Origin of the sequence: Curtobacterium flaccumfaciens (assembly GCF_004361695.1) — a bacterium.
GTDB classification, from domain to species: Bacteria; Actinomycetota; Actinomycetes; order Actinomycetales; family Microbacteriaceae; genus Curtobacterium; species Curtobacterium flaccumfaciens_B.
In genome coordinates, this window is record NZ_SNVW01000005.1 from 44,770 (window position 1) to 62,399 (window position 17,630).

Here is a 17,630-nt window from a genome sequence, read left to right on the forward strand (position 1 = left end):
CGATCCGGGAACGACGAACGGCGCCGCCCCGTTGCCGGGGTGGCGCCGTGTCGTCGGACGGGTGTTACTTGATCTTGGCGGTGATGGTCGCGACGCCCACGAGGAGGTTGGCCTTGACGGCGTCGGTCTTGAAGGTGCTGTTGAGCAGCTTCGCGGCGTCCGCGGAGACGTGCACCGTGGTGCCGGTCAGGATCGCGTTGTCGCCCTCGAGCTGCAGCGGCTTGAGCGTGCCACCGTGCAGGGAGAACAGGTACGCGTTCGCGACGGCGACCTTGCCGTTGACCAGGACGTCACCGTAGAGCTTCGACGAACCCGGGTTCACCACGAAGTTCTCCAGCGTCACCGTCGTGTCACCGGCGGAGAGGGTCAGCCCCGAGTCGTCGTGGTTCAGCAGGCCCTGCACGTACGGACGGTAGTTGCCGTCCGGGGACCAGTACGTCACCGAACCCGACGTGATCGGGAACGACACCGAACCATCGGCGAGCTTGGCGTTGCCGGACACACCCGGGGTCAGCTTCAACGCGGTCAGCGCGTCCGTGAAGCCCGAGTCGAGCTTCACCGCGGTGTCGCCACCGAGGACCTCGGGGACCGAGGCGACGGGGCCGGGGATCTTCGACGAGCTGGACGACACGGTGTGCACGGAGCCGTCGGCCTGCGCGGCCGAGACACCGAACGCTGCACCACCGAGCACGAGCGCGCCGGTCGTGGCGAGGGTGATCGAGGTCTTGAGTGACTTGCGCATGAGGTTCATTCCTTTTCTGTGTCGCGCTCGGCGCGATTTCCCTGTGGACACGCCGAACACACCCCGTGCGAGGGTGGAGAACCAGCAACGTGCGGCTGGTGAGCGCTCCGGGTGTTTCCCGGTTGATGCAGGTGATTCGGCGCCCCTCGGGAAAGGGTTTGGAGCAGTTCGCCGTCGTTACCGTTCTGTGACCGAACCGGGGGACGGAGCCTCGTGACAAGCTCGTGGGATGCAGCACCAGCAGTCCGTCCTCATCGCCGGGTGCGGCGATCTCGGCACCGAGACCGGCCTCCGGTTCGCCGCGCAGGGGTACGCCGTCACCGGGCTCCGCCGGAACGCCGACCGGATCCCGGCGCCGATCGTCGGGCGGAGCACCGACCTGCGGCGCGAGGTCCCCGAGGTCGCCCCGGACACCGCCGTGGTCGTCGTGGCGTTCGCCGCCGGCAGCCGCGACGTCGACGAGTACCGCGCCACCTACGTCGACGGGCTCCGCAACGTGCTGGACGGCATCGACGCCTCCGCCGCCGATCCCCGCCTGCTCGTCGTGTCGTCCACGGCGGTCTACGACGTCGACGACGGCAGCGTGGTCACCGAGGAGACGCCGGCCCGCGGTGGGACCCCGACCGCGGCGGTCCTGGTCGAGGCCGAGGCACTGCTGCGCGAACGCGCCCCCGGTGCGGTGCTCGTCCGGCTGTCCGGCATCTACGGGCCCGGTCGCGAACGGCTCGTCGACCAGGTCCGTTCCGGAGCCGCTCGGCTGGCGCCGGGGACGTCGCCGCACACGAACCGGATCCACCGCGACGACGCCGCCGCCGCCCTCGTGCACCTGGCGGGCGTCGCGGACCCGGCCCCCACGTACCTCGGCACCGACGACGAGCCCGCTCGGCTCGACGACGTGCTGCGGTTCCTGGCTGCCGAGCTCGGCCTGCCGGAGCCGGCACGGGGCGAGGGCGGCGGGCGCCAGGCCGGTGGGGACAAGCGGCTCACGAACGCCCTGCTCCGCTCCACCGGCTGGACACCGGCGTACCCGACGTTCCGCGAGGGCTACCGCGCGGTCCTCGCCGGCGCCGGCACGCGCCACTGACGAGCCGCGCGGCCCCGGCTCGGGTGGCGACCTAGTGGTGGCGGTGGTCCTGGATCGTCATCCGCGGCCCGAACGACGGCTTCCGGAAGCCGGACCCGCCGATGAGCCGCACGATCCGCTCGCGGTGGCCACGCCACGGTTCGAGCAGCTCGAGCATCCCGTCGTCGTCGACCGGGCCACCCGTGAGCGCCCACCCGACCAGGGCCGGCACGTGGTAGTCGCCGACGCTCGGGGCGTCCGGGTCGCCGTGCGCACGCTGCGCGGTCTCGGCAGCCGTCCACTTGCCGATGCCCGGCACCGACTGCAACCGCGAGGACACGACGGAGCCGCCGCGGCCGAGCGACAGTGTCCGTTCGAGCGCGGGCGCGACACGCACCGCCCGCATCACCGTCGCCGAGCGCCCGGGCTCGATGCCGGCCCGGTGCCACTCCCAGCTCGGGATCGCCGCCCAGCCCGCGACGGTCGGCGGGACGTACATGTCGACGGGCGCGGGACCCGGAGCCGGGGTGCCGTACCGGCGGAGCAGGTACCGCCACGCGCGCCAGGCCTGCCGTGAGGTGACCTTCTGCTCCATGATCGCGGGCACGAGCATCGCGAACACGCTGTTCGTCCGCAGCAGCCGCAGTCCGGGCTGCCGGTGCCGGGCCGCCGCCAGGAACGCGTGCCCGGAGACGTCGAGGTCGGACCAGTCGTCGCCGCGGCCGAGCAGGTCGGGCGCGTGCTCCACGGCCCAGTCCGCGCCGTCGCCCCACGCCGCCACCCGGATGCCGTCCGTCACCCGGCGGACCAGCACCGAGGCGGGGCCGGCCGGTGTGCGCAGGGCGAGCCAGATGTCGGAGCCGACCACCCGGAACGCCGGGTCGCCGGAGCCGCGCTGCAGGGGCCGGAGGGTCGCTGCCACGTCCACCGTGCCTCCAGGCCGGTACACGGTCTCGACCGGACGGCCGTCGGCGGGCGGCGTCGGCGACGAGGCGGAGGCGAGCAGGGACACACCGGGATGGTAATGCGCAACCACCGTCAGTCATGATGGGGCTGTCCCACCACCACCCGACGACGGAGTTCCCATGCGCATCGGCATCCTCACCTCCGGAGGCGACTGCCCCGGCCTGAACGCGGTCATCCGCGCGATCGTGCTGAAGGGCATCGCGATCTACGGCCACGACTTCGTCGGGTTCCGCGACGGCTGGCGCGGCGTGGTCGACGGCGACATCGTCCCCCTCGGCCGGAAGGACATCCAGGGCATCGCGAAGCAGGGCGGCACGATCCTCGGGACGAGCCGCACGAACCCGTTCGAGGGACCGAACGGCGGCGTCGAGAACATCTCCAAGACGCTCGAGCGGCACGGCATCGACGCCATCGTCGCGATCGGCGGCGAGGGCACTCTGGCCGCCGCGAAGCGCCTCACCGACGCGGGCCTGCAGATCGTCGGCGTCCCGAAGACCGTCGACAACGACCTCGGCGCGACCGACTACACGTTCGGGTTCGACACGGCCGTCGCGATCGCGACCGAGGCGATGGACCGACTCCGCACCACGGGTGAGTCGCACTCGCGCTGCATGGTCGCCGAGGTGATGGGCCGGCACGTCGGCTGGATCGCCCTGCACTCCGGCATGGCCGCGGGGGCGCACGCGATCCTCATCCCGGAGCAGAAGACGAGCATGGAGCAGATCGCGAGCTGGGTCCGTGCGGCCTACGACCGCGGCCGGGCACCGCTCGTCGTGGTGGCCGAGGGCTTCGTCCCCGACCACGAGGACAACGCGCACACGGAGCGCGGGCTCGACGCCTTCGGTCGGCCGCGACTCGGTGGCATCGGCGAGCGCCTCGCGCCGCTCATCGAGGAGATGACGGGCATCGAGACGCGTGCCACCACCCTCGGGCACATCCAGCGCGGCGGGACCCCGACGGCGTACGACCGCGTGCTCTCGACGCGGCTCGGCCTGGCGGCCATCGACGCGGTCATCGAGGAACGGTGGGGACGGATGGTCGCGCTGAAGGGGACGGACATCGTGCACGTGTCGTTCGACGAGGCGCTCGGCGAGCTGAAGACCGTGCCGCAGGCGCGGTACGACGAGGCCGCCATCATGTTCGGATAGGCCTGGCCGGGGCGGGCGGCAGCCTGGAGGCGCGGGTAGCGTCCGACGCGTGACCCGCGCAGTCCTCGTCTCCAGTTCCACCGCCCCCACCCTCACCGAGATCGACGTCATGGATCCCGGTGAGGGTGAGGCGCTCGTCGACGTCGCGTACTCGAGCGTCAACTACAAGGACGGGCTCGCCTTGGCGGGCGACCCCGGCGTCGCACGGGTCGACCCGCTGGTCCCCGGCATCGACGTCATCGGGACCGTGGCCGCGCTCGGCCCGGGGGTGCACGACGTGCGCATCGGCGACCGGGTGACGCTCAACGGCGCCGGACTGGGCGAGACCCGGCACGGCGGGTGGGCCGCACACGCAGTGGTGCCGTCCGACGCGCTCGTGGTGCTCCCCGAGTCGGTGCACGAGGACTTCGCCGCCGCGATCGGCACCGCCGGCTTCACCGCGGCGTTGAGCGTGCTGGCACTCTCGCGCTTCGTCGAGCCGGGCGACGGACCCGTGCTGGTGACCGGGTCGTCCGGCGGCGTCGGTTCGGTCGCGATCCCCCTGCTCGCCGGCCGCGGCTACCGGGTGACCGCGTCCACCGGCCGGACCGCGAACGCCGAGTCGCTCCGGGCCCTCGGGGCGACGGAGGTCGTGGACCGCTCGACCTTCGCCGAGCACGGGAAGCCGATGCAGAAGGCGACGTGGGCGGGAGCGGTGGACAGCGTCGGCGGTGCGACCCTGGCGAACGTCCTCGCGTCGACCCGGTGGGGTGGTGCCGTCACGGCGTGCGGGCTGGCGCAGGACGTGCAGCTCCCGACCACGGTCCTGCCGTTCATCCTGCGCGGGGTGTCGCTGCTCGGCATCAACTCGGTGGACGCCCCACTGGACCTCCGCCGTCGGGCGTGGGATCTGCTCGCCGCCGAACTCGACCCGGCCCTGCTCACCGCAGTGACGCGCACGGTGGGACTCGCGGAGGCGATCGCGCTCGGCCCGGAGATCGTCGCCGGTCGGGTGCACGGACGGACGATCGTCGACACGTCCAGGTGATGTACTGATGTTCTGTTATTCCACAAGCGCTTGCATATTGACACGTTAGGGTTGGAATTCCGCACGTCCGACTTGTGAGGAGCACTGCATGCCGGTCCCGAAGTCCACCGTCGAGAACTCCCCCCGGAAACTGCTGCGCGACGTCGTCTACGACAAGATGCTCGCCGCCCTCCGTGACGGCACCCTGCAGCACGGCGAACGGCTGAACGACGACGAGCTCGTGCAGTGGCTCGGCGTCAGTCGCACCCCCATCCGCGAGGCGATCGCCAAGCTCGTCGACATCGGCCTCGTCGAGATGGAGGCGAACCGGTACACCCGCGTCGCCACCCCGACCCTCGACGACTGGGTCACCGCCACCCGCGCCATGACCGGCTTCTTCGAGCTCAGCCTGCGCTGGGGCGTCCCCGAGTACAGCGACGCCGACGTCGCCGCGCTCGAGAAGCTCCTCGACCGCGCCGACGGGCTGCGCCGGGTCCGTGACTACGGGTTCAGCGGGGCCGTGACCGAGATCATCGAGTTCGCCATCGCCCACTCCGGCAACCCGCTCGTGCAGGTCGCCGCCGAGGGAGCACTCGAGCGCGTGCGCTTCACGCTCAACCCGACGCCCGCGTTCGAGCAGTACGAGTCGGAGGCGTTCTTCTCGATCCTCCGCGAGGCACTCGGCGAGCGCGACGGCGAGACCGCCGCCGAGGCCGGCCGCGCACTCACCCGGAACTTCGAGCAGCACATCGAGGCCGTCCGCGCCGCACGGAGCTGACCCGGTGAGCGGGTCCGGGGCCGAGCACTGGGAGGGCGGCTGGGGTCCGTCCTTCGAGCCCGCAGCCCGAGCGGTCCTCGGGGCGCTCCGCAGCGGCGACCTGGTCGAGGGCGCCCCGTACGACACCGTGGCGCTCGCGGGGCGCTTCGACGTCTCGCTCCCCACCGTGCGACGCGCGCTCGACCGACTCGGTGACACCGGGCTGGTCGACGTCGGCGCGGACGACACCGTCCGGTTCACCCGCCTCAGCCGGGCCGAGTGGACTGAGAGCAGCCAGCAGCTCCTCGCCTGGCTGGAGAGCGCCGTCCGCACCGCCGTGCCGGTCCTCGACGACGCCGGCGTCAAGCGGTACCGCTCCCTCGTGACCACCGCCCGCACGGCCGCCGCCCACCGCGACCCCGCGCTCGACCCGGCCTTCTTCGACACGGTCCGTTTCTGGGCGGGAGCCACGCCGAACCGCCTGATGGCCCGGCAGCTCACGCGCTCGCTCGAGCGCCTCCGGTTCGGCCCCGGCGTGGTCGTGCCCTGGACGGTGTGGGACTCGGAGGGGTGGTTCGCCGGGTCCCTCCGCGCGGCGATCGACCGCGATGCCGACGCTGCCTCCCGTGCCGTGCACACGCTCGCCCGGCTCTGGGACGGGTACCTCGCGACCGCCGACGTCGAGTGGACGGTCGAGGACACCGGCCGCGCACCGACCTGGGGCCGCTGGGACCGCGACGACCTCTGGTACGACGTGCTCGGAGCGGTGCGGGACGGCACGTTCACCCGCTCGAAGACCTACGGCGTCCGCGAGGTCGCGGCGCGCTTCCGGACGTCACCGACCGAGCTGCGACCCGTGCTCCGACGACTCGAACTCCTCGGACTCGTCGCCAGCGAAGACTCGGACGAACACGCCACCGTGCGGATCACCGACCCGGACGTGCACGACTGGATCGAGGCCGAACAGTCCCTGCAGGCGATCCACGAGGCCTGCGCGCGCTGGGCGATCCCGGTGCTCGACGAAGACGCCCGGACGACCCTCGACGCGCTGGTCCAGCGGGCGCACCGCGAGTCCATCACCCGCGACTACGCCTTCACCGCCACCATGCTCGGGTTCACGCAGTTCTACGCCGCGCACGTGCCGAACCGGTACCTCCGCGCGTCCGCCGGGCTCACGATCGGGCGCCTCGCGTACATCCTCGAGCACCCGCCGCAGTTCCGGCAGTGGGACGTCGAGGGGTACCTCGCCGCCGTCCGCACAGCCGCCGCGGACCGGACGCCGGCCAGCGCGGTCGCGGTCGGCCACGGGCTCGACCGGCAGATCGAGTCGCACATCGCCGACGTGGCCGCCCGGTACGAGAGCATGGAACCGTGAACGACGTCCTGATCAGCGCCACCGGCGTCCGGGTGACCCGGTCCGGCCGAAACCTCCTGCACGACATCGACCTGACGGTGCGGCGCGGGGAGCACTGGGCGCTCCTCGGCCCGAACGGCGCAGGCAAGTCGACGCTGCTCGCGGTCCTCGGCGCGAACGGCCACCCGACCGCCGGCGAGGTCGAGGTGCTCGGACGGCGACTCGGGCGCGTCGACGTCCGGGAGCTCCGCACGCACATCGGGCACGTCGACCCGCGGCACCGGATGCTCTCGCCCCTCACGGTGCTCGAGACGGTGCTGACCGGGCTGACCGGCACCACCGACCTCATGATGCGGTGGGAGCCCACGGCCGCGCAGATCGCCAGTGCGGAGCGGCACATCGCCGACGTCGGACTGCACCCCCGCCGGGACGCCCGGTGGCCGGTCCTGTCGCAGGGCGAGCGGGGTCGCGCCCTCATCGCCCGGGCGCTCATGTCCGAGCCGCAGCTGCTCCTGCTCGACGAGCCGGCGACCGGGCTGGACGTCGCCGCGCGGGAACACCTGCTCGAGACGGTCGACGCGCTCCGGCACCGACACCCGGAACTCGGCAGCGTGATGGTCACGCACCACCTCGAGGACCTGCCCGCCTCCACCTCGCACGCGATGCTCCTGCGCGACGGGGCAGCCGTCGCCCAGGGCACCTCGGACGAGGTCATCACGTCGTCGGCCGTGTCCCACGCGTTCGACTTCCCGCTCGCGATCCTGCGTGCGGAGGGCCGCTGGGCCGCACGCCGCGCGTCCTAGCCGACCCGCGCCTCCCGGCCCGCGCGTCCCGGTCTCGACCGTTCTCCACAGGTTGCAGAAGGCGACTTCTGTACGACCCCTCAGGGGGGCTATCCTCGCCGCGTGACCGAAGCGGAGACCACCGAGACCGGAACGACCGACGTGCGTCGTCTCCGTGCCTTCCACCAGGTCCTCGTCAACACGGCGGTCGCCAACGTCACCACGAGCTTCCTGTGGTTCGGGCTGACGTTCTGGGCCTACCTCGAGACACGGTCCGTGCTGGCCACCGGCATCATCGGCGGCACGTACATGCTGTTCGTCGCGTTCTTCGGGATCCTCTTCGGCTCCATCGTGGACCGGCACCGCAAGCACCGCGCGATGGTGCTCTCCGGCGTGATCACCCTCGTCGCGTTCTCCGTCGCCGCGGTCGTCTACCTCGCAGCCGGGCAGGATGACGTCGCCGACCTCGGACGCCCCTGGTTCTGGGTGTTCGCCGCCGTGGTGCTCGCCGGTTCCGTCGTCGAGAACCTGCGCAACGTCGCGCTGTCGACCACGGTCACGCTGCTCGTGCCGGTGGAACGGCACGCCAACGCGAACGGCCTGGTCGGCACCGTGCAGGGCGTCGCGTTCATCGTCACGAGCGTGTTCTCCGGGCTCGCCATCGGCCTGCTCGGCATGGGTGGCACGCTCGTCATCGCCCTCGTCCTGACCGCCGCGGCGTTCGTGCACCTGCTGACGATCCGGATCCCCGAGGCCGAGCCGGTGCGGGAACCCGGGCGGGTGCGGGTGTTCGACCTCGCCGGCAGTCTGCGCACCGTCCGGGCCGTTCCCGCCCTGTTCGCGCTGATCGTGTTCTCGTCGTTCAACAACCTCATCGGCGGGGTCTACATGGCGCTGATGGACCCGTACGGCCTGACGCTCTTCTCGGTCGAGGTGTGGGGCATCGTGTTCGGCGTCGCATCGACGGGGTTCATCGTCGGCGGGCTGCTCATCGCGAAGTTCGGGCTCGGGCGGAACCCGATCCGCACCATGTTGATGCTCGTGATGGTGATGGGTGCCCTCGGCAGCCTGTTCACCGTCCGCGAGTGGTGGTGGCTCTACGCCGTCGGCATCTTCCTCTACCTCGTGCTCATCCCCGCGGTCGAGGCGGCGGAGCAGACGGTCATCCAGAAGGTCGTGCCGTTCGAACGCCAGGGCCGTGCGTTCGGGTTCGCCCAGGCGTTCGAGTCGGCGGCGGCTCCGATCACCGCGTTCCTCATCGCGCCGCTCGCCGAGTTCTGGATCATCCCGACGCTCCGTTCCGACTCCGGGGCAGCCGCGTGGGAGCCCCTGCTCGGCACCGGCGAGGCGCGGGGCATCGCCGTGGTGTTCTTCTTCGCCGGGCTCGTGATGATCGTCGCGGCGGCGCTGGCGTTCGCGAGCCGGTCCTACCGCACGCTGTCGCGGGAGTACGGCACGGCCGTCCCGTCGGAGCCCGCTGCCGTCTGATCCGCGGGCGGCCGGACGCCCGCCGGACAGCCGGACGCCAGCGCGCCCGCCGGACGCCAGCGCGCCCGCCGGACGCCAGGGGCGCGGCGTCGGCTGCCCGGAGCCCGGGAACCTGGTTGAATGGCGCGCCAGGTGTCCGCGGCGCGTGTCGGGGGAGGGCTCCGGCACCGCACACCGGTGCCTCGCCGCGGACCGCAACGAGGGGGGACCACCCATGACGAACACGCCGCCGCCGTACCCGAGCCAGGGCGCCGACCAGCAGCCGAACGGACAGCCGAACGGGCAGCAGCCGAACGGGCAGGCCGCACCCGGCCAGCCCCCGTACGGTCAGCCTGGACCCGGCCAGCCCCAGTACGCGCAGCCCGCACCGGGGCAGCAGCCGTACGCGCAGCCCGCACCCGGCCAGCAGCCGTACGCGCAGCCCGCACCCGCCGGCATGCCCTACACCCCGCCGCCCAAGCAGTCCCGCGGCAAGCGCGTGCTCATCAGCATCCTCGGCGTCGTCGTCGCCCTGGTCGTCGCGTTCTTCGTCCGCCAGGCGATCACCGCGGCGTTCGGCGGCTCCACGGAGGACAAGGTCTCGAAGGCCGTCGAGCAGATCCGCGACGAGAGCGACCTGCCGAAGCAGGTCGACTCCGTGACGACGTGGACGGGCATCGAGGCCGAGGGCACCGCGATCCACTACGACTACACGGTGTCGGCGAACGTCGACCCGGCGTCGATCACCACGTCGGCGGTCCGCGACGCCGTGGGCCCGACGCTGTGCTCGACGAAGGAGACCAAGCAGCTCCTCGACGACGGCGTGGACATGCGGTACACCTACGCGTTCGACGACTCGTCGAAGACGCTCGACGTCACCTTCACGAAGGCCGACTGCTCCTGAGTCGCGACGACCCACTGAGCGAGCCGACTGCTCCTGGCCCGGAGGGCTACTCCGTCGCGGCCGCCGCCGCCTTCGCCGCCGCCGGCAGCGCCTCGAGCACCCGGCCGACGGCGCGCTCGTCGTGGGCGGCCGTGACGAACCACGCCTCGAAGACGCTCGGCGGCAGGGTCACCCCGGCGTCGAGCATGGCGTGGAAGAACGGCGCGTACCGGAAGGCATCCTGGGCCCGGACGTCGTCGTAGTTCCGCGGAGCGGTGTCCGTGAAGGCGAACGAGAACAGGTTCCCGGCGTGCTGCACGGTGTGCGCGACGCCTTCGGCCGAGAGCGCCTCGCTCGTCGCGGCGGCGATGGTCGACGCGGTCCGGTCGAGGTGCGCGTAGACGTCGGCGGTCGCGGCCCGGAGCGTCGCGATGCCCGCGGCGACCGCGAGCGGGTTCCCGGACAGCGTGCCGGCCTGGTAGACGGGGCCGAGCGGGGCGAGGAAGTCCATGACCTCGCGGCGACCACCGAGCGCGGCGAGGGGCATGCCGCCGCCGATGACCTTGCCGAACGTGACGAGGTCGGGCTTCCACCCGGCGCCGTCGGGGACGACCTTCGACGCCTCGAGCCCCCACCAGCCGGCGGAACCGACCCGGAACCCGGTGAGGACCTCGTCGACGATGAGCAGCGCCCCGTGCGACTGGGTGATCTGCGCGAGCGTCCGGTTGAAGCCGCGCTCGGGGGCGAGGACGCCCATGTTCGCTGCGGCGGCCTCGACGATGACGGCGGCGATGCGCTCGGAGTGCTCGTCGAAGGCGCGGCGGACGGCGTCGAGGTCGTTGTACGGCAGCACGAGCGTCTGCGCCGCGGTCTCGGCGGTGATGCCGGCACTGCCGGGGAGCGCGAGCGTGGCGACGCCCGAGCCGGCCTCGGCGAGCAGCGAGTCGGAGTGGCCGTGGTAGTGCCCGGCGAACTTCACGAGCAGGTCACGACCGGTGTAGCCACGGGCGAGCCGGATGGCCGTCATCGTCGCCTCGGTGCCGGTGGAGACCATGCGGATCTTCTCGATCGGCCCGTCGCCGTCGACCGAGACCCGCTGCTTCACGAGTTCGGCGAGCTCGGTCTCCCCCGGGGTCGACGCCCCGAACGAGAGCCCGCGCGCGGCGGCCTGCTGCACGGCCTCGACGGTGCCGGGGTGGGCGTGGCCGAGGATCGCGGGACCCCAGGACGCGACGAGGTCGACGTACTCGCGGCCCTCGGCGTCGGTGACGTAGGCGCCCTTCGCCGAGGTGAGGAACCGCGGGGTCCCGCCGACCGACCCGTAGGCGCGGACCGGCGAGTTGACCCCGCCGGGGATGCTGTTCTTCGCCCGGCTGAAGAGCTGGCCGTTCGTGGACGCTGCCGTGGTGGTCATTCGGGGGCCTTCCCGGTCGAGGCGATGCCGGCGACGTCTGCCGTGCTGCCCGAGGTGCGGAGTCCCGCTTCCTCGTTGAGCTTCCGGGCGATGTCGACGGCGAAGTAGGTCAGGATGGCGTCGGCGCCGGCACGCTTGATGCCGACGAGGGCCTCCATCGCGGCGGCGTCCCGGTCGATCCAGCCGTTCTGGGCGGCTGCCGTGATCATCGCGTACTCCCCCGAGATCTGGTAGGCCCACACCGGCACCGGCGAGGTCGCGGCGGCCTCGGCGAGGACGTCGAGGTAGCTCATCGCGGGCTTCACCATGACGACGTCGGCGCCCTCCTCGATGTCGAGCGCGACCTCGCGGAGGCCCTGGCGCCCGTTCGCCGCGTCGATCTGGTAGGTCCGACGGTCGCCCTGCAGCGAGGAGTCGACCGCTTCGCGGAACGGCCCGTAGAACGCGGAGGCGTACTTCGCGGCGTAGGCGAGGAGGGCCGTCCCGCTGTGCCCGGCGCCGTCGAGGGCATCGCGGGCGGCGGCGATCTGGCCGTCCATCATCCCGCTCATGCAGACGAGTTCGGCGCCGGCCTCGGCCTGCACGACGGCCATGTCGCGGTAGCGCAGCAGGGTGGCGTCGTTGTCGACGGAGCCGTCGGCGGCGAGGACACCGCAGTGCCCGTGGTCGGTGAACTCGTCGAGGCACAGGTCGGACTGCACGACGAGCGCGTCCCCGACCTCTTCCTTCGCGATGCGGATGGCGACGTTGAGGATGCCGTCCGGGTCGGTGGCGCCCGACCCGGTGGCGTCCTTCGCGGTCGGGACGCCGAACAGGTTCACGCCGCCCACGCCGACCGCCGCCGCCTCGTTCAGCGCGCGCCGGAACGAGTCGAGCGAGTGCTGCTCGACGCCGGGCATGCTCGAGATCGGGATCGCCGACGTCGCCCCCTCGCGGACGAACATCGGCAGCACGAGTTCGGCCGGGTGCAGCCGGGTCTCGGCGACGAGTCGTCGCATCGCGGGGGTGGCACGGAGCCGACGGGGGCGGACCTGGGGGAAGCGGCCGGTCACGGGTGGCCTTCCTGTTGGGGAGCGGATGGTGCGAGGGTCTCGACGACGGCGTCGAGCAGGGCTTCGGCGGATCGCGTGTGCGCGACCACGTGGACGGGCAGTCCGGCGGCGCGGGCGTCGTCGGCGGTCCCGGGGCCGATGCAGGCCACGATGGTCCGGGGGTCGAGCGGGGCCATCCGGCGCGCCACCTGGCGAGCGACGCTGCCGCTCGTCACGAGCACGGCGTCGGGCGGTGGGTCGAGGGTGATCGGCTCGTCGCCGGTCCCCACGGTACGGTACGCGACGACGTCGTCGACGTCGATCCCACGGGCGACGAGGCCCTCGACGAGCGTGGGGGCGGCGATGTCGGAACGCGGGAACAGGACGGTGCCGGTGGTGTCCGGCAACGCGGCGGCGAGCACCGCCGCGGATGCCTCGGCGGGCACGAGGTCGACGACCCAGCCCGCAGCGCGCGCGGCTCGCGCGGTCGGCTCGCCGACCGCCGCCACCCGCAGGTCGGACGGGAGGCGCGCCACGCGTTCCGCGACGACCCGCACGGCCGTCGCACTGGTCACCACCAACCACCCGTACCCGGCCACGTCGGTCGGGTCACCGGCGTCGGGCGGTGATCCGTGCCTCCCGGCACCGCCCTGGGCGACCAGCCGACGGACCGCGGCGGCGAGGGGCGACGGATCGAGCGGTGCGGCGTCCGTGATGAGCGGGACGACCACGGGGGCGAGCCCGCGGTCCCGTGCCGCCGACGCGACCCGCGCACCCCACGCGCCACCCCGCGGGACGACGACGACCGGAGGTCGTGCGGGTTCCGCGGCGATGGGCGGGCGTGCGGCGGGGCGTGTGGCGGCGGGCTGCGCGGCGTCGGGGTGCGTGGCGACCGCCCTACTCCGCGGGGGTCGCGAGGCCCGGACCCGCGGTGTGCGGTCCGTCCGTGGTGTCCTCGGCGACGGACGTCGCGAGGTCGGCGAGATCGGCGGCACCGTTCTCGAGGAGCTCCGCGGCGACACGGCCGCCGACCTCGAGCGCTTCGTCGAGTCGGTCCTGCGCCGAACCGTCGAGCACCGCGGCGTGTGACGCCGTGCGGTACTCGGAGCCGTCGGGCCGGTACACCGTCGCCGAGACGAGCAGCATCTCGGCGTCGACGATGGCGGTCGCACCGATCGGTGCCGAGCAGCCGGCCTCGAGCTTGGCGAGCACCTCGCGCTCGGCGGTCACGGTCAGCCGGGTCGGCGCGTGCTCGATCTTCTTCAGGGCCGCCAGGAGGTTCCGGTCCGTCTCGTCCGCACGCGTCTCGATCGCGAGCGCACCCTGACCAGGGGCACTCGGCCAGAAACCGAGGTCGAGCAGCTCGGTCGCGGCGTCGAGCCGCTCGATCCGGCCGAGACCGGCAGCGGCGAGCACGACGGCGTCGAGGTCGTCGTCCACCCGGCCGAGACGGGTGTCGATGTTCCCGCGGATGTCCACGACCTCGAGGTCGGGGCGCTTGGCCTTGAGCTGCGCGACCCGGCGGGGCGACCCGGTGCCGACCTTCGCGCCCTCGGGGAGGGTGTCGATCGTGGCGGCGTTCCGCGCGACCAGCACGTCGCGGGCGTCGGCGCGCTTCGGCACCGCGGCGATCGTGAGCCCCGGGTACGGCGCAGTCGGCAGGTCCTTCAGCGAGTGCACGAGGACGTCGACCTCGCCGGCGACCAGGGCCTCGCGCAGGGCGCTGGCGAAGACGCCCGTGCCGCCGAGGCTCGCGAGGGACGCACGGTTCGTGTCGCCCTCGCTCGTCACCGTGACGAGTTCGACCGGTCGACCGGCCGCCTTCGCCAGACGGTCGGCGACGTCCTGCGACTGCGCCACCGCGAGCCGGCTGGCACGCGTGCCGAGCCGGATCGGAGCGGTTGCCGGGCCGGTGTCGGTCACGGTGCCGTCGTCGGTCACGGTGCCAGTCCGGCGGCGGCCGGCTTGAACCCGGCGCGCACGTTCTCGCAGCACCCCGGACGGCAGACGTCGTACCAGGGGCCGATGTCGGTCAGGGCCGGACGCTCGGCGGTCGGCGTGCCGTTGACGCGCTCGAGCACGAGGTCGACCAGGCCGGACACGTACGCGGGGTCGACGCCCGGCGTCTGCGTGCGGAGCGACCAGAAGCCGAGCTCACCGGCGGTCTCGGTGGCCTCCTCGTCGAGGTCCCACATGACCTCCATGTGGTCGCTCACGAAGCCGAGCGGGACGATGAGCACCGCGCGGGTCGGGCCGCCCGCGAGTTCCTCGTTCATGTAGTCGTTGATGTCGGGCTCGAGCCACGGCTGCGAGGGGGGCCCGGAGCGCGACTGGTAGACGAGCTTCCACGGGGGCGTCGACGTGCCGCGCAGGGACTCGTGCTCCGGCTGCTCGAGCAGCTCGGCCCACGCCTGGTCGAGCACGACCTGGGCGACGGCGAGGTGCTGCGCCTCGTACGCGCCGTGCTCGTCGAAGCCGCGGTAGTCCGGTCCGGACTTGGCGGCGTCGGTCGAGGGGATGGAGTGCGTCGAGAACAGGACGTGCAGCTCGCTCGCGACGTCGAGCCCGTCGTTCTCGGCGATCGCCCGGGCGATGCCGTCGCGGACACCGTCGACGAACGGACGGACGAACCCGGGGTGGTCGAAGAACTGCCGCACCTTGTCGATCTGGATCGTGTCGACCAGGCCGGTCTCGGTGAGCACGCGGGCGTAGTCCTCGCGGTACTGCCGGCAGCTCGAGAACGACGAGTACGCGCTCGTGGCGATGGCGATGAGCTTGTTGTAGCCCTTGTCGGCCGCCTCGGTGAAGGCCTCTTCGAGGTAGGGCGCCCAGTTCCGGTTGCCCCAGAGCACCGGCATGTCGATGCCGCGCGACGCCAGTTCGGCCTCGAGCGCCGCCTTCAGCGCACGGTTCTGCGCGTTGATCGGGCTGACGCCGCCGAAGTGGCGGTAGTGGTGGGCGACCTCTTCGAGGCGCTCGTCCGGGATGCCGCGGCCGCGGGTGACGTTGCGGAGGAAGGGGATGACGTCGTCCTGGCCCTCGGGGCCACCGAAGCCGGCGAGCAGGATCGCGTCGTACGCGGTCGGGACCTCGACGTGCTCGGGCCCGGACGCGGCGGCGGGCGTGGCGGCGAGGACCTGGCCGTTCGTGATCATGCTGGTGTCGGTCATGACAGCACCTCCGGGAGTTCGGCGGTCGTCACCCGACGACCGGTGAAGAAGGGCACTTCCTCGCGCACGTGCATGCGCGCCTCGGTGTAGCGCAGGTCGCGCATCAGGTCGACGAGGTCCACCAGGTCGGGGCTCTCGAGCGGCAGGATCCACTCGTAGTCGCTCAGGGCGAAGGTGGCGATCGTGTTCGTCAGGACGCGGCGGTACTTCGCGCCGGCGACGCCGTGGTCGCGGAGCATCGTCGAACGCTCGTCCTCGGGCAGCAGGTACCACTCGTAGGAGCGGACGAACGGGTAGACCGTGATCCACGCCTCGGGGTCCTTGCCGCGCAGGAACGCTGGGGTGTGCCGCTTGTTGAACTCGGCTTCGCGGTGCATCGCCATCGCGTGCCACACCGGTTCGGCGTCCTGGAAGAGGCCCGTCCGGCGGATCTCGCGGAGCACCGCCTGGATCGCCTGTGCGTCGTCGCCGTGCAGCCAGACCATGACGTCGGCGTCGGCGCGGAAACCGGAGACGTCGTAGAAGCCGCGGATCGTGACGCCACGCTCGGCAGCGGCGGCGACGACCGCGTCCAGCTCGGCCACGGCGTCGTCACCGACGCGGTGGATCGGGCCGAGCGGCCGGCGGAACACCGCCCAGAGCGCGTACGCGGTCAGCAGGTTCGGGTCGATGCCCGAGGACGGGTCCGTCTCGTGGACGGGCGACGGCGCGGGTGAGGACGACGCAGTGGAGCTCATGGAATCCATTGTCCTATCGGTTGCCAGGGGAACTTTCGCCCCCTCTGCCGAGGGAGCCTGCACTCCTCACCGGCGACCACCGATCGGGCGGTCTACCGCCGTCGGAGCACCGTCACGACGATACCCCCGACCACCGCCACGCCCGCTGCGAGCCCGGCCAGGTACGGTACCGGCTTCTCATCGATCCCACGCTTGACCTTCGACGCCGCGATGCCGATCTGCTTCGGCACGTTGAGCTTGTCCTCGATCGCGTCGAGGGTGTCGAACAGCTGGGCTCGGGTCGCCGCGACGCGGTCCGCCAGGTCGTCGTGCTGATCGGTCACGTGGTTCCTCCGGGAGTGGGTGGGGTCGGGCGCCGCAGCGAGCGGCCGACGGCTAGAAACGGCCGCCGACGTCCGGATTGCGGGCGCCGTACTGCGTCGGCGGGGTCGGCTTCTTGCCGAGGCCCTTCACCGCGTTGACGTCGTTCTTGACGCTGTCGATCGTGCGCTTCGGCGTGAGCGGGAGCCCCTTCTTCAGGCGCTTCCAGCCGAGCAGCCCGAGGATGCCGGCGACGATGAGCATCAGCACGGCGATGAGGATCGCGGCGAGCCACGCGGGCATCACGGTCGCGAGGCCCATCACGGCTGCGGTGAGCAGGACGCCGATGGCGTACAGCACGATGACGAGCGCGCCCACGAGCAGACCCGCGGCGAGGCCGAAGATCTTCGCCTTCGTCAGCATTTCGGCCTTGAGCAGGTTCAGTTCCCCCGTGACCAGCTCCTTGACGAGCTTGGGGACGTCACCGACCAGGCCGAACAGCGAACGCGGCTTGCGGTCGCGGGTGTCCGTCATGAGGTTGCGGTGTCCTTCTTCTGCCCGACCTTGCGGACGACCTTCTTGGTCTGCTCACCGACGAACTCGGCGACGTCGGGGGTCTTGTCGGCGATGAAGTCCTCGGCGACGTGGACGCCCTTCTGGACGCCGTTGCTGTTCCAGATCTTGCCGCTGACGGTCTTGATCTGCTCGTACCGCGCCCGTCCGGCTCGCGATCCCAGGACGTACCCGAGTGCTGCGCCGGCGACGAACAGGAGCTTGCCTCGCATGTGCGAATCCTCCGTTGGGTCAGTG

19 protein-coding genes are annotated in these 17,630 nt (G+C 72.2%); 8 read left to right on the forward strand and 11 right to left on the reverse strand.

The window, feature by feature from the left end; translation table 11 throughout:
• Positions 1 to 64 precede the first annotated feature (64 nt).
• Positions 65 to 742, reverse strand: coding sequence for a hypothetical protein (locus EDF64_RS08945; protein ID WP_166645665.1), 678 nt, complete (start codon positions 740 to 742; stop codon positions 65 to 67).
• A 229-nt stretch (positions 743 to 971) separates the two neighbouring features.
• On the opposite strand from EDF64_RS08945, the gene EDF64_RS08950 reads away from it, so the two are divergent.
• A complete protein-coding gene (locus tag EDF64_RS08950; RefSeq protein WP_133519668.1) occupies positions 972 to 1,826 on the forward strand; it encodes an NAD-dependent epimerase/dehydratase family protein in 855 nt (284 codons plus the stop codon).
• 31 nt (positions 1,827 to 1,857) lie between these two features.
• Here the strand turns inward: EDF64_RS08950 and EDF64_RS08955 are convergent, their stop codons facing one another.
• The gene (locus EDF64_RS08955) at positions 1,858 to 2,817 is read right to left on the reverse strand and encodes a DNA-3-methyladenine glycosylase family protein (protein WP_133519669.1); all 960 of its coding nucleotides are present in this window, start codon (positions 2,815 to 2,817) and stop codon (positions 1,858 to 1,860) included.
• Between the two features lie 73 nt (positions 2,818 to 2,890).
• On the opposite strand from EDF64_RS08955, the gene EDF64_RS08960 reads away from it, so the two are divergent.
• The 7 genes from EDF64_RS08960 to EDF64_RS08990 all read left to right on the forward strand — a co-directional run bounded on the left by EDF64_RS08960 (position 2,891) and on the right by EDF64_RS08990 (position 10,189).
• On the forward strand, positions 2,891 to 3,919 hold the full coding sequence (locus tag EDF64_RS08960) for a 6-phosphofructokinase (protein WP_133519670.1): 1,029 nt from the start codon (positions 2,891 to 2,893) through the stop codon (positions 3,917 to 3,919).
• A gap of 49 nt (positions 3,920 to 3,968) precedes the next feature.
• Positions 3,969 to 4,946, forward strand: a complete 978-nt coding sequence (locus EDF64_RS08965) for an MDR family oxidoreductase (protein ID WP_133519671.1) — start codon at positions 3,969 to 3,971, stop codon at positions 4,944 to 4,946.
• Between the two features lie 88 nt (positions 4,947 to 5,034).
• On the forward strand, positions 5,035 to 5,703 hold the full coding sequence (locus tag EDF64_RS08970; protein ID WP_133519672.1) for a GntR family transcriptional regulator: 669 nt from the start codon (positions 5,035 to 5,037) through the stop codon (positions 5,701 to 5,703).
• 4 nt (positions 5,704 to 5,707) lie between these two features.
• Complete coding sequence (locus EDF64_RS08975; protein ID WP_133519673.1) at positions 5,708 to 7,057, forward strand: GntR family transcriptional regulator; 1,350 nt, start codon at positions 5,708 to 5,710, stop codon at positions 7,055 to 7,057.
• Complete coding sequence (locus EDF64_RS08980) at positions 7,054 to 7,839, forward strand: ABC transporter ATP-binding protein (RefSeq protein WP_133519674.1); 786 nt, start codon at positions 7,054 to 7,056, stop codon at positions 7,837 to 7,839. Before EDF64_RS08975 ends, EDF64_RS08980 begins: the two co-directional genes overlap by 4 nt.
• Before the next feature lie 102 nt (positions 7,840 to 7,941).
• The gene (locus EDF64_RS08985) at positions 7,942 to 9,306 is read left to right on the forward strand and encodes an MFS transporter (protein ID WP_243736309.1); all 1,365 of its coding nucleotides are present in this window, start codon (positions 7,942 to 7,944) and stop codon (positions 9,304 to 9,306) included.
• A gap of 214 nt (positions 9,307 to 9,520) precedes the next feature.
• On the forward strand, positions 9,521 to 10,189 hold the full coding sequence (locus EDF64_RS08990) for a hypothetical protein (RefSeq protein WP_133519675.1): 669 nt from the start codon (positions 9,521 to 9,523) through the stop codon (positions 10,187 to 10,189).
• Between the two features lie 46 nt (positions 10,190 to 10,235).
• On the opposite strand, the gene hemL is transcribed toward EDF64_RS08990, so the two are convergent.
• The 9 genes from hemL to EDF64_RS09035 all read right to left on the reverse strand — a co-directional run bounded on the left by hemL (position 10,236) and on the right by EDF64_RS09035 (position 17,605).
• A complete protein-coding gene (gene hemL / locus EDF64_RS08995; RefSeq protein WP_133519676.1) occupies positions 10,236 to 11,582 on the reverse strand; it encodes a glutamate-1-semialdehyde 2,1-aminomutase in 1,347 nt (448 codons plus the stop codon).
• A complete protein-coding gene (gene hemB, locus EDF64_RS09000; RefSeq protein WP_279512728.1) occupies positions 11,579 to 12,634 on the reverse strand; it encodes a porphobilinogen synthase in 1,056 nt (351 codons plus the stop codon). The genes hemL and hemB overlap by 4 nt, the downstream gene beginning before the upstream one ends.
• A complete protein-coding gene (locus EDF64_RS09005) occupies positions 12,631 to 13,344 on the reverse strand; it encodes a uroporphyrinogen-III synthase (protein WP_243736310.1) in 714 nt (237 codons plus the stop codon). The genes hemB and EDF64_RS09005 overlap by 4 nt, the downstream gene beginning before the upstream one ends.
• A gap of 166 nt (positions 13,345 to 13,510) precedes the next feature.
• Complete coding sequence (gene hemC / locus EDF64_RS09010) at positions 13,511 to 14,554, reverse strand: hydroxymethylbilane synthase (RefSeq protein WP_243736311.1); 1,044 nt, start codon at positions 14,552 to 14,554, stop codon at positions 13,511 to 13,513.
• On the reverse strand, positions 14,551 to 15,783 hold the full coding sequence (locus EDF64_RS09015; RefSeq protein ID WP_208108873.1) for a ferrochelatase: 1,233 nt from the start codon (positions 15,781 to 15,783) through the stop codon (positions 14,551 to 14,553). Before EDF64_RS09015 ends, hemC begins: the two co-directional genes overlap by 4 nt.
• Positions 15,780 to 16,520: a hydrogen peroxide-dependent heme synthase gene (gene hemQ, locus EDF64_RS09020; RefSeq protein ID WP_243736312.1), complete on the reverse strand. Its 741-nt coding sequence runs from the start codon at positions 16,518 to 16,520 to the stop codon at positions 15,780 to 15,782. The genes EDF64_RS09015 and hemQ overlap by 4 nt, the downstream gene beginning before the upstream one ends.
• A 92-nt stretch (positions 16,521 to 16,612) precedes the next feature.
• Complete coding sequence (locus tag EDF64_RS09025) at positions 16,613 to 16,843, reverse strand: DUF3618 domain-containing protein (RefSeq protein ID WP_071291573.1); 231 nt, start codon at positions 16,841 to 16,843, stop codon at positions 16,613 to 16,615.
• Positions 16,844 to 16,895: 52 nt separating this feature from the next.
• Positions 16,896 to 17,354 (reverse strand): phage holin family protein, encoded by a 459-nt coding sequence (locus EDF64_RS09030; protein WP_133519679.1) that lies wholly within the window; start codon positions 17,352 to 17,354, stop codon positions 16,896 to 16,898.
• Positions 17,351 to 17,605: a hypothetical protein gene (locus EDF64_RS09035; RefSeq protein WP_092092010.1), complete on the reverse strand. Its 255-nt coding sequence runs from the start codon at positions 17,603 to 17,605 to the stop codon at positions 17,351 to 17,353. Before EDF64_RS09035 ends, EDF64_RS09030 begins: the two co-directional genes overlap by 4 nt.
• Positions 17,606 to 17,630: the final 25 nt, after the last annotated feature.

Bases quoted from the DNA above. Each gene is read 5' to 3' on its own strand.
- EDF64_RS09035 (WP_092092010.1), bottom strand. From the start codon at position 17,605: ATGCGAGGCAAGCTCCTGTTCGTCGCCGGCGCAGCACTCGGGTACGTC.
- EDF64_RS08945 (WP_166645665.1), bottom strand. From the start codon at position 742: ATGCGCAAGTCACTCAAGACCTCGATCACCCTCGCCACGACCGGCGCG.
- EDF64_RS08990 (WP_133519675.1), top strand. From the start codon at position 9,521: ATGACGAACACGCCGCCGCCGTACCCGAGCCAGGGCGCCGACCAGCAG.
- EDF64_RS08970 (WP_133519672.1), top strand. From the start codon at position 5,035: ATGCCGGTCCCGAAGTCCACCGTCGAGAACTCCCCCCGGAAACTGCTG.
- EDF64_RS09015 (WP_208108873.1), bottom strand. From the start codon at position 15,783: ATGACCGACACCAGCATGATCACGAACGGCCAGGTCCTCGCCGCCACG.
- hemL (WP_133519676.1), bottom strand. From the start codon at position 11,582: ATGACCACCACGGCAGCGTCCACGAACGGCCAGCTCTTCAGCCGGGCG.
- EDF64_RS09030 (WP_133519679.1), bottom strand. From the start codon at position 17,354: ATGACGGACACCCGCGACCGCAAGCCGCGTTCGCTGTTCGGCCTGGTC.
- EDF64_RS08950 (WP_133519668.1), top strand. From the start codon at position 972: ATGCAGCACCAGCAGTCCGTCCTCATCGCCGGGTGCGGCGATCTCGGC.
- EDF64_RS08960 (WP_133519670.1), top strand. From the start codon at position 2,891: ATGCGCATCGGCATCCTCACCTCCGGAGGCGACTGCCCCGGCCTGAAC.
- hemQ (WP_243736312.1), bottom strand. From the start codon at position 16,520: ATGAGCTCCACTGCGTCGTCCTCACCCGCGCCGTCGCCCGTCCACGAG.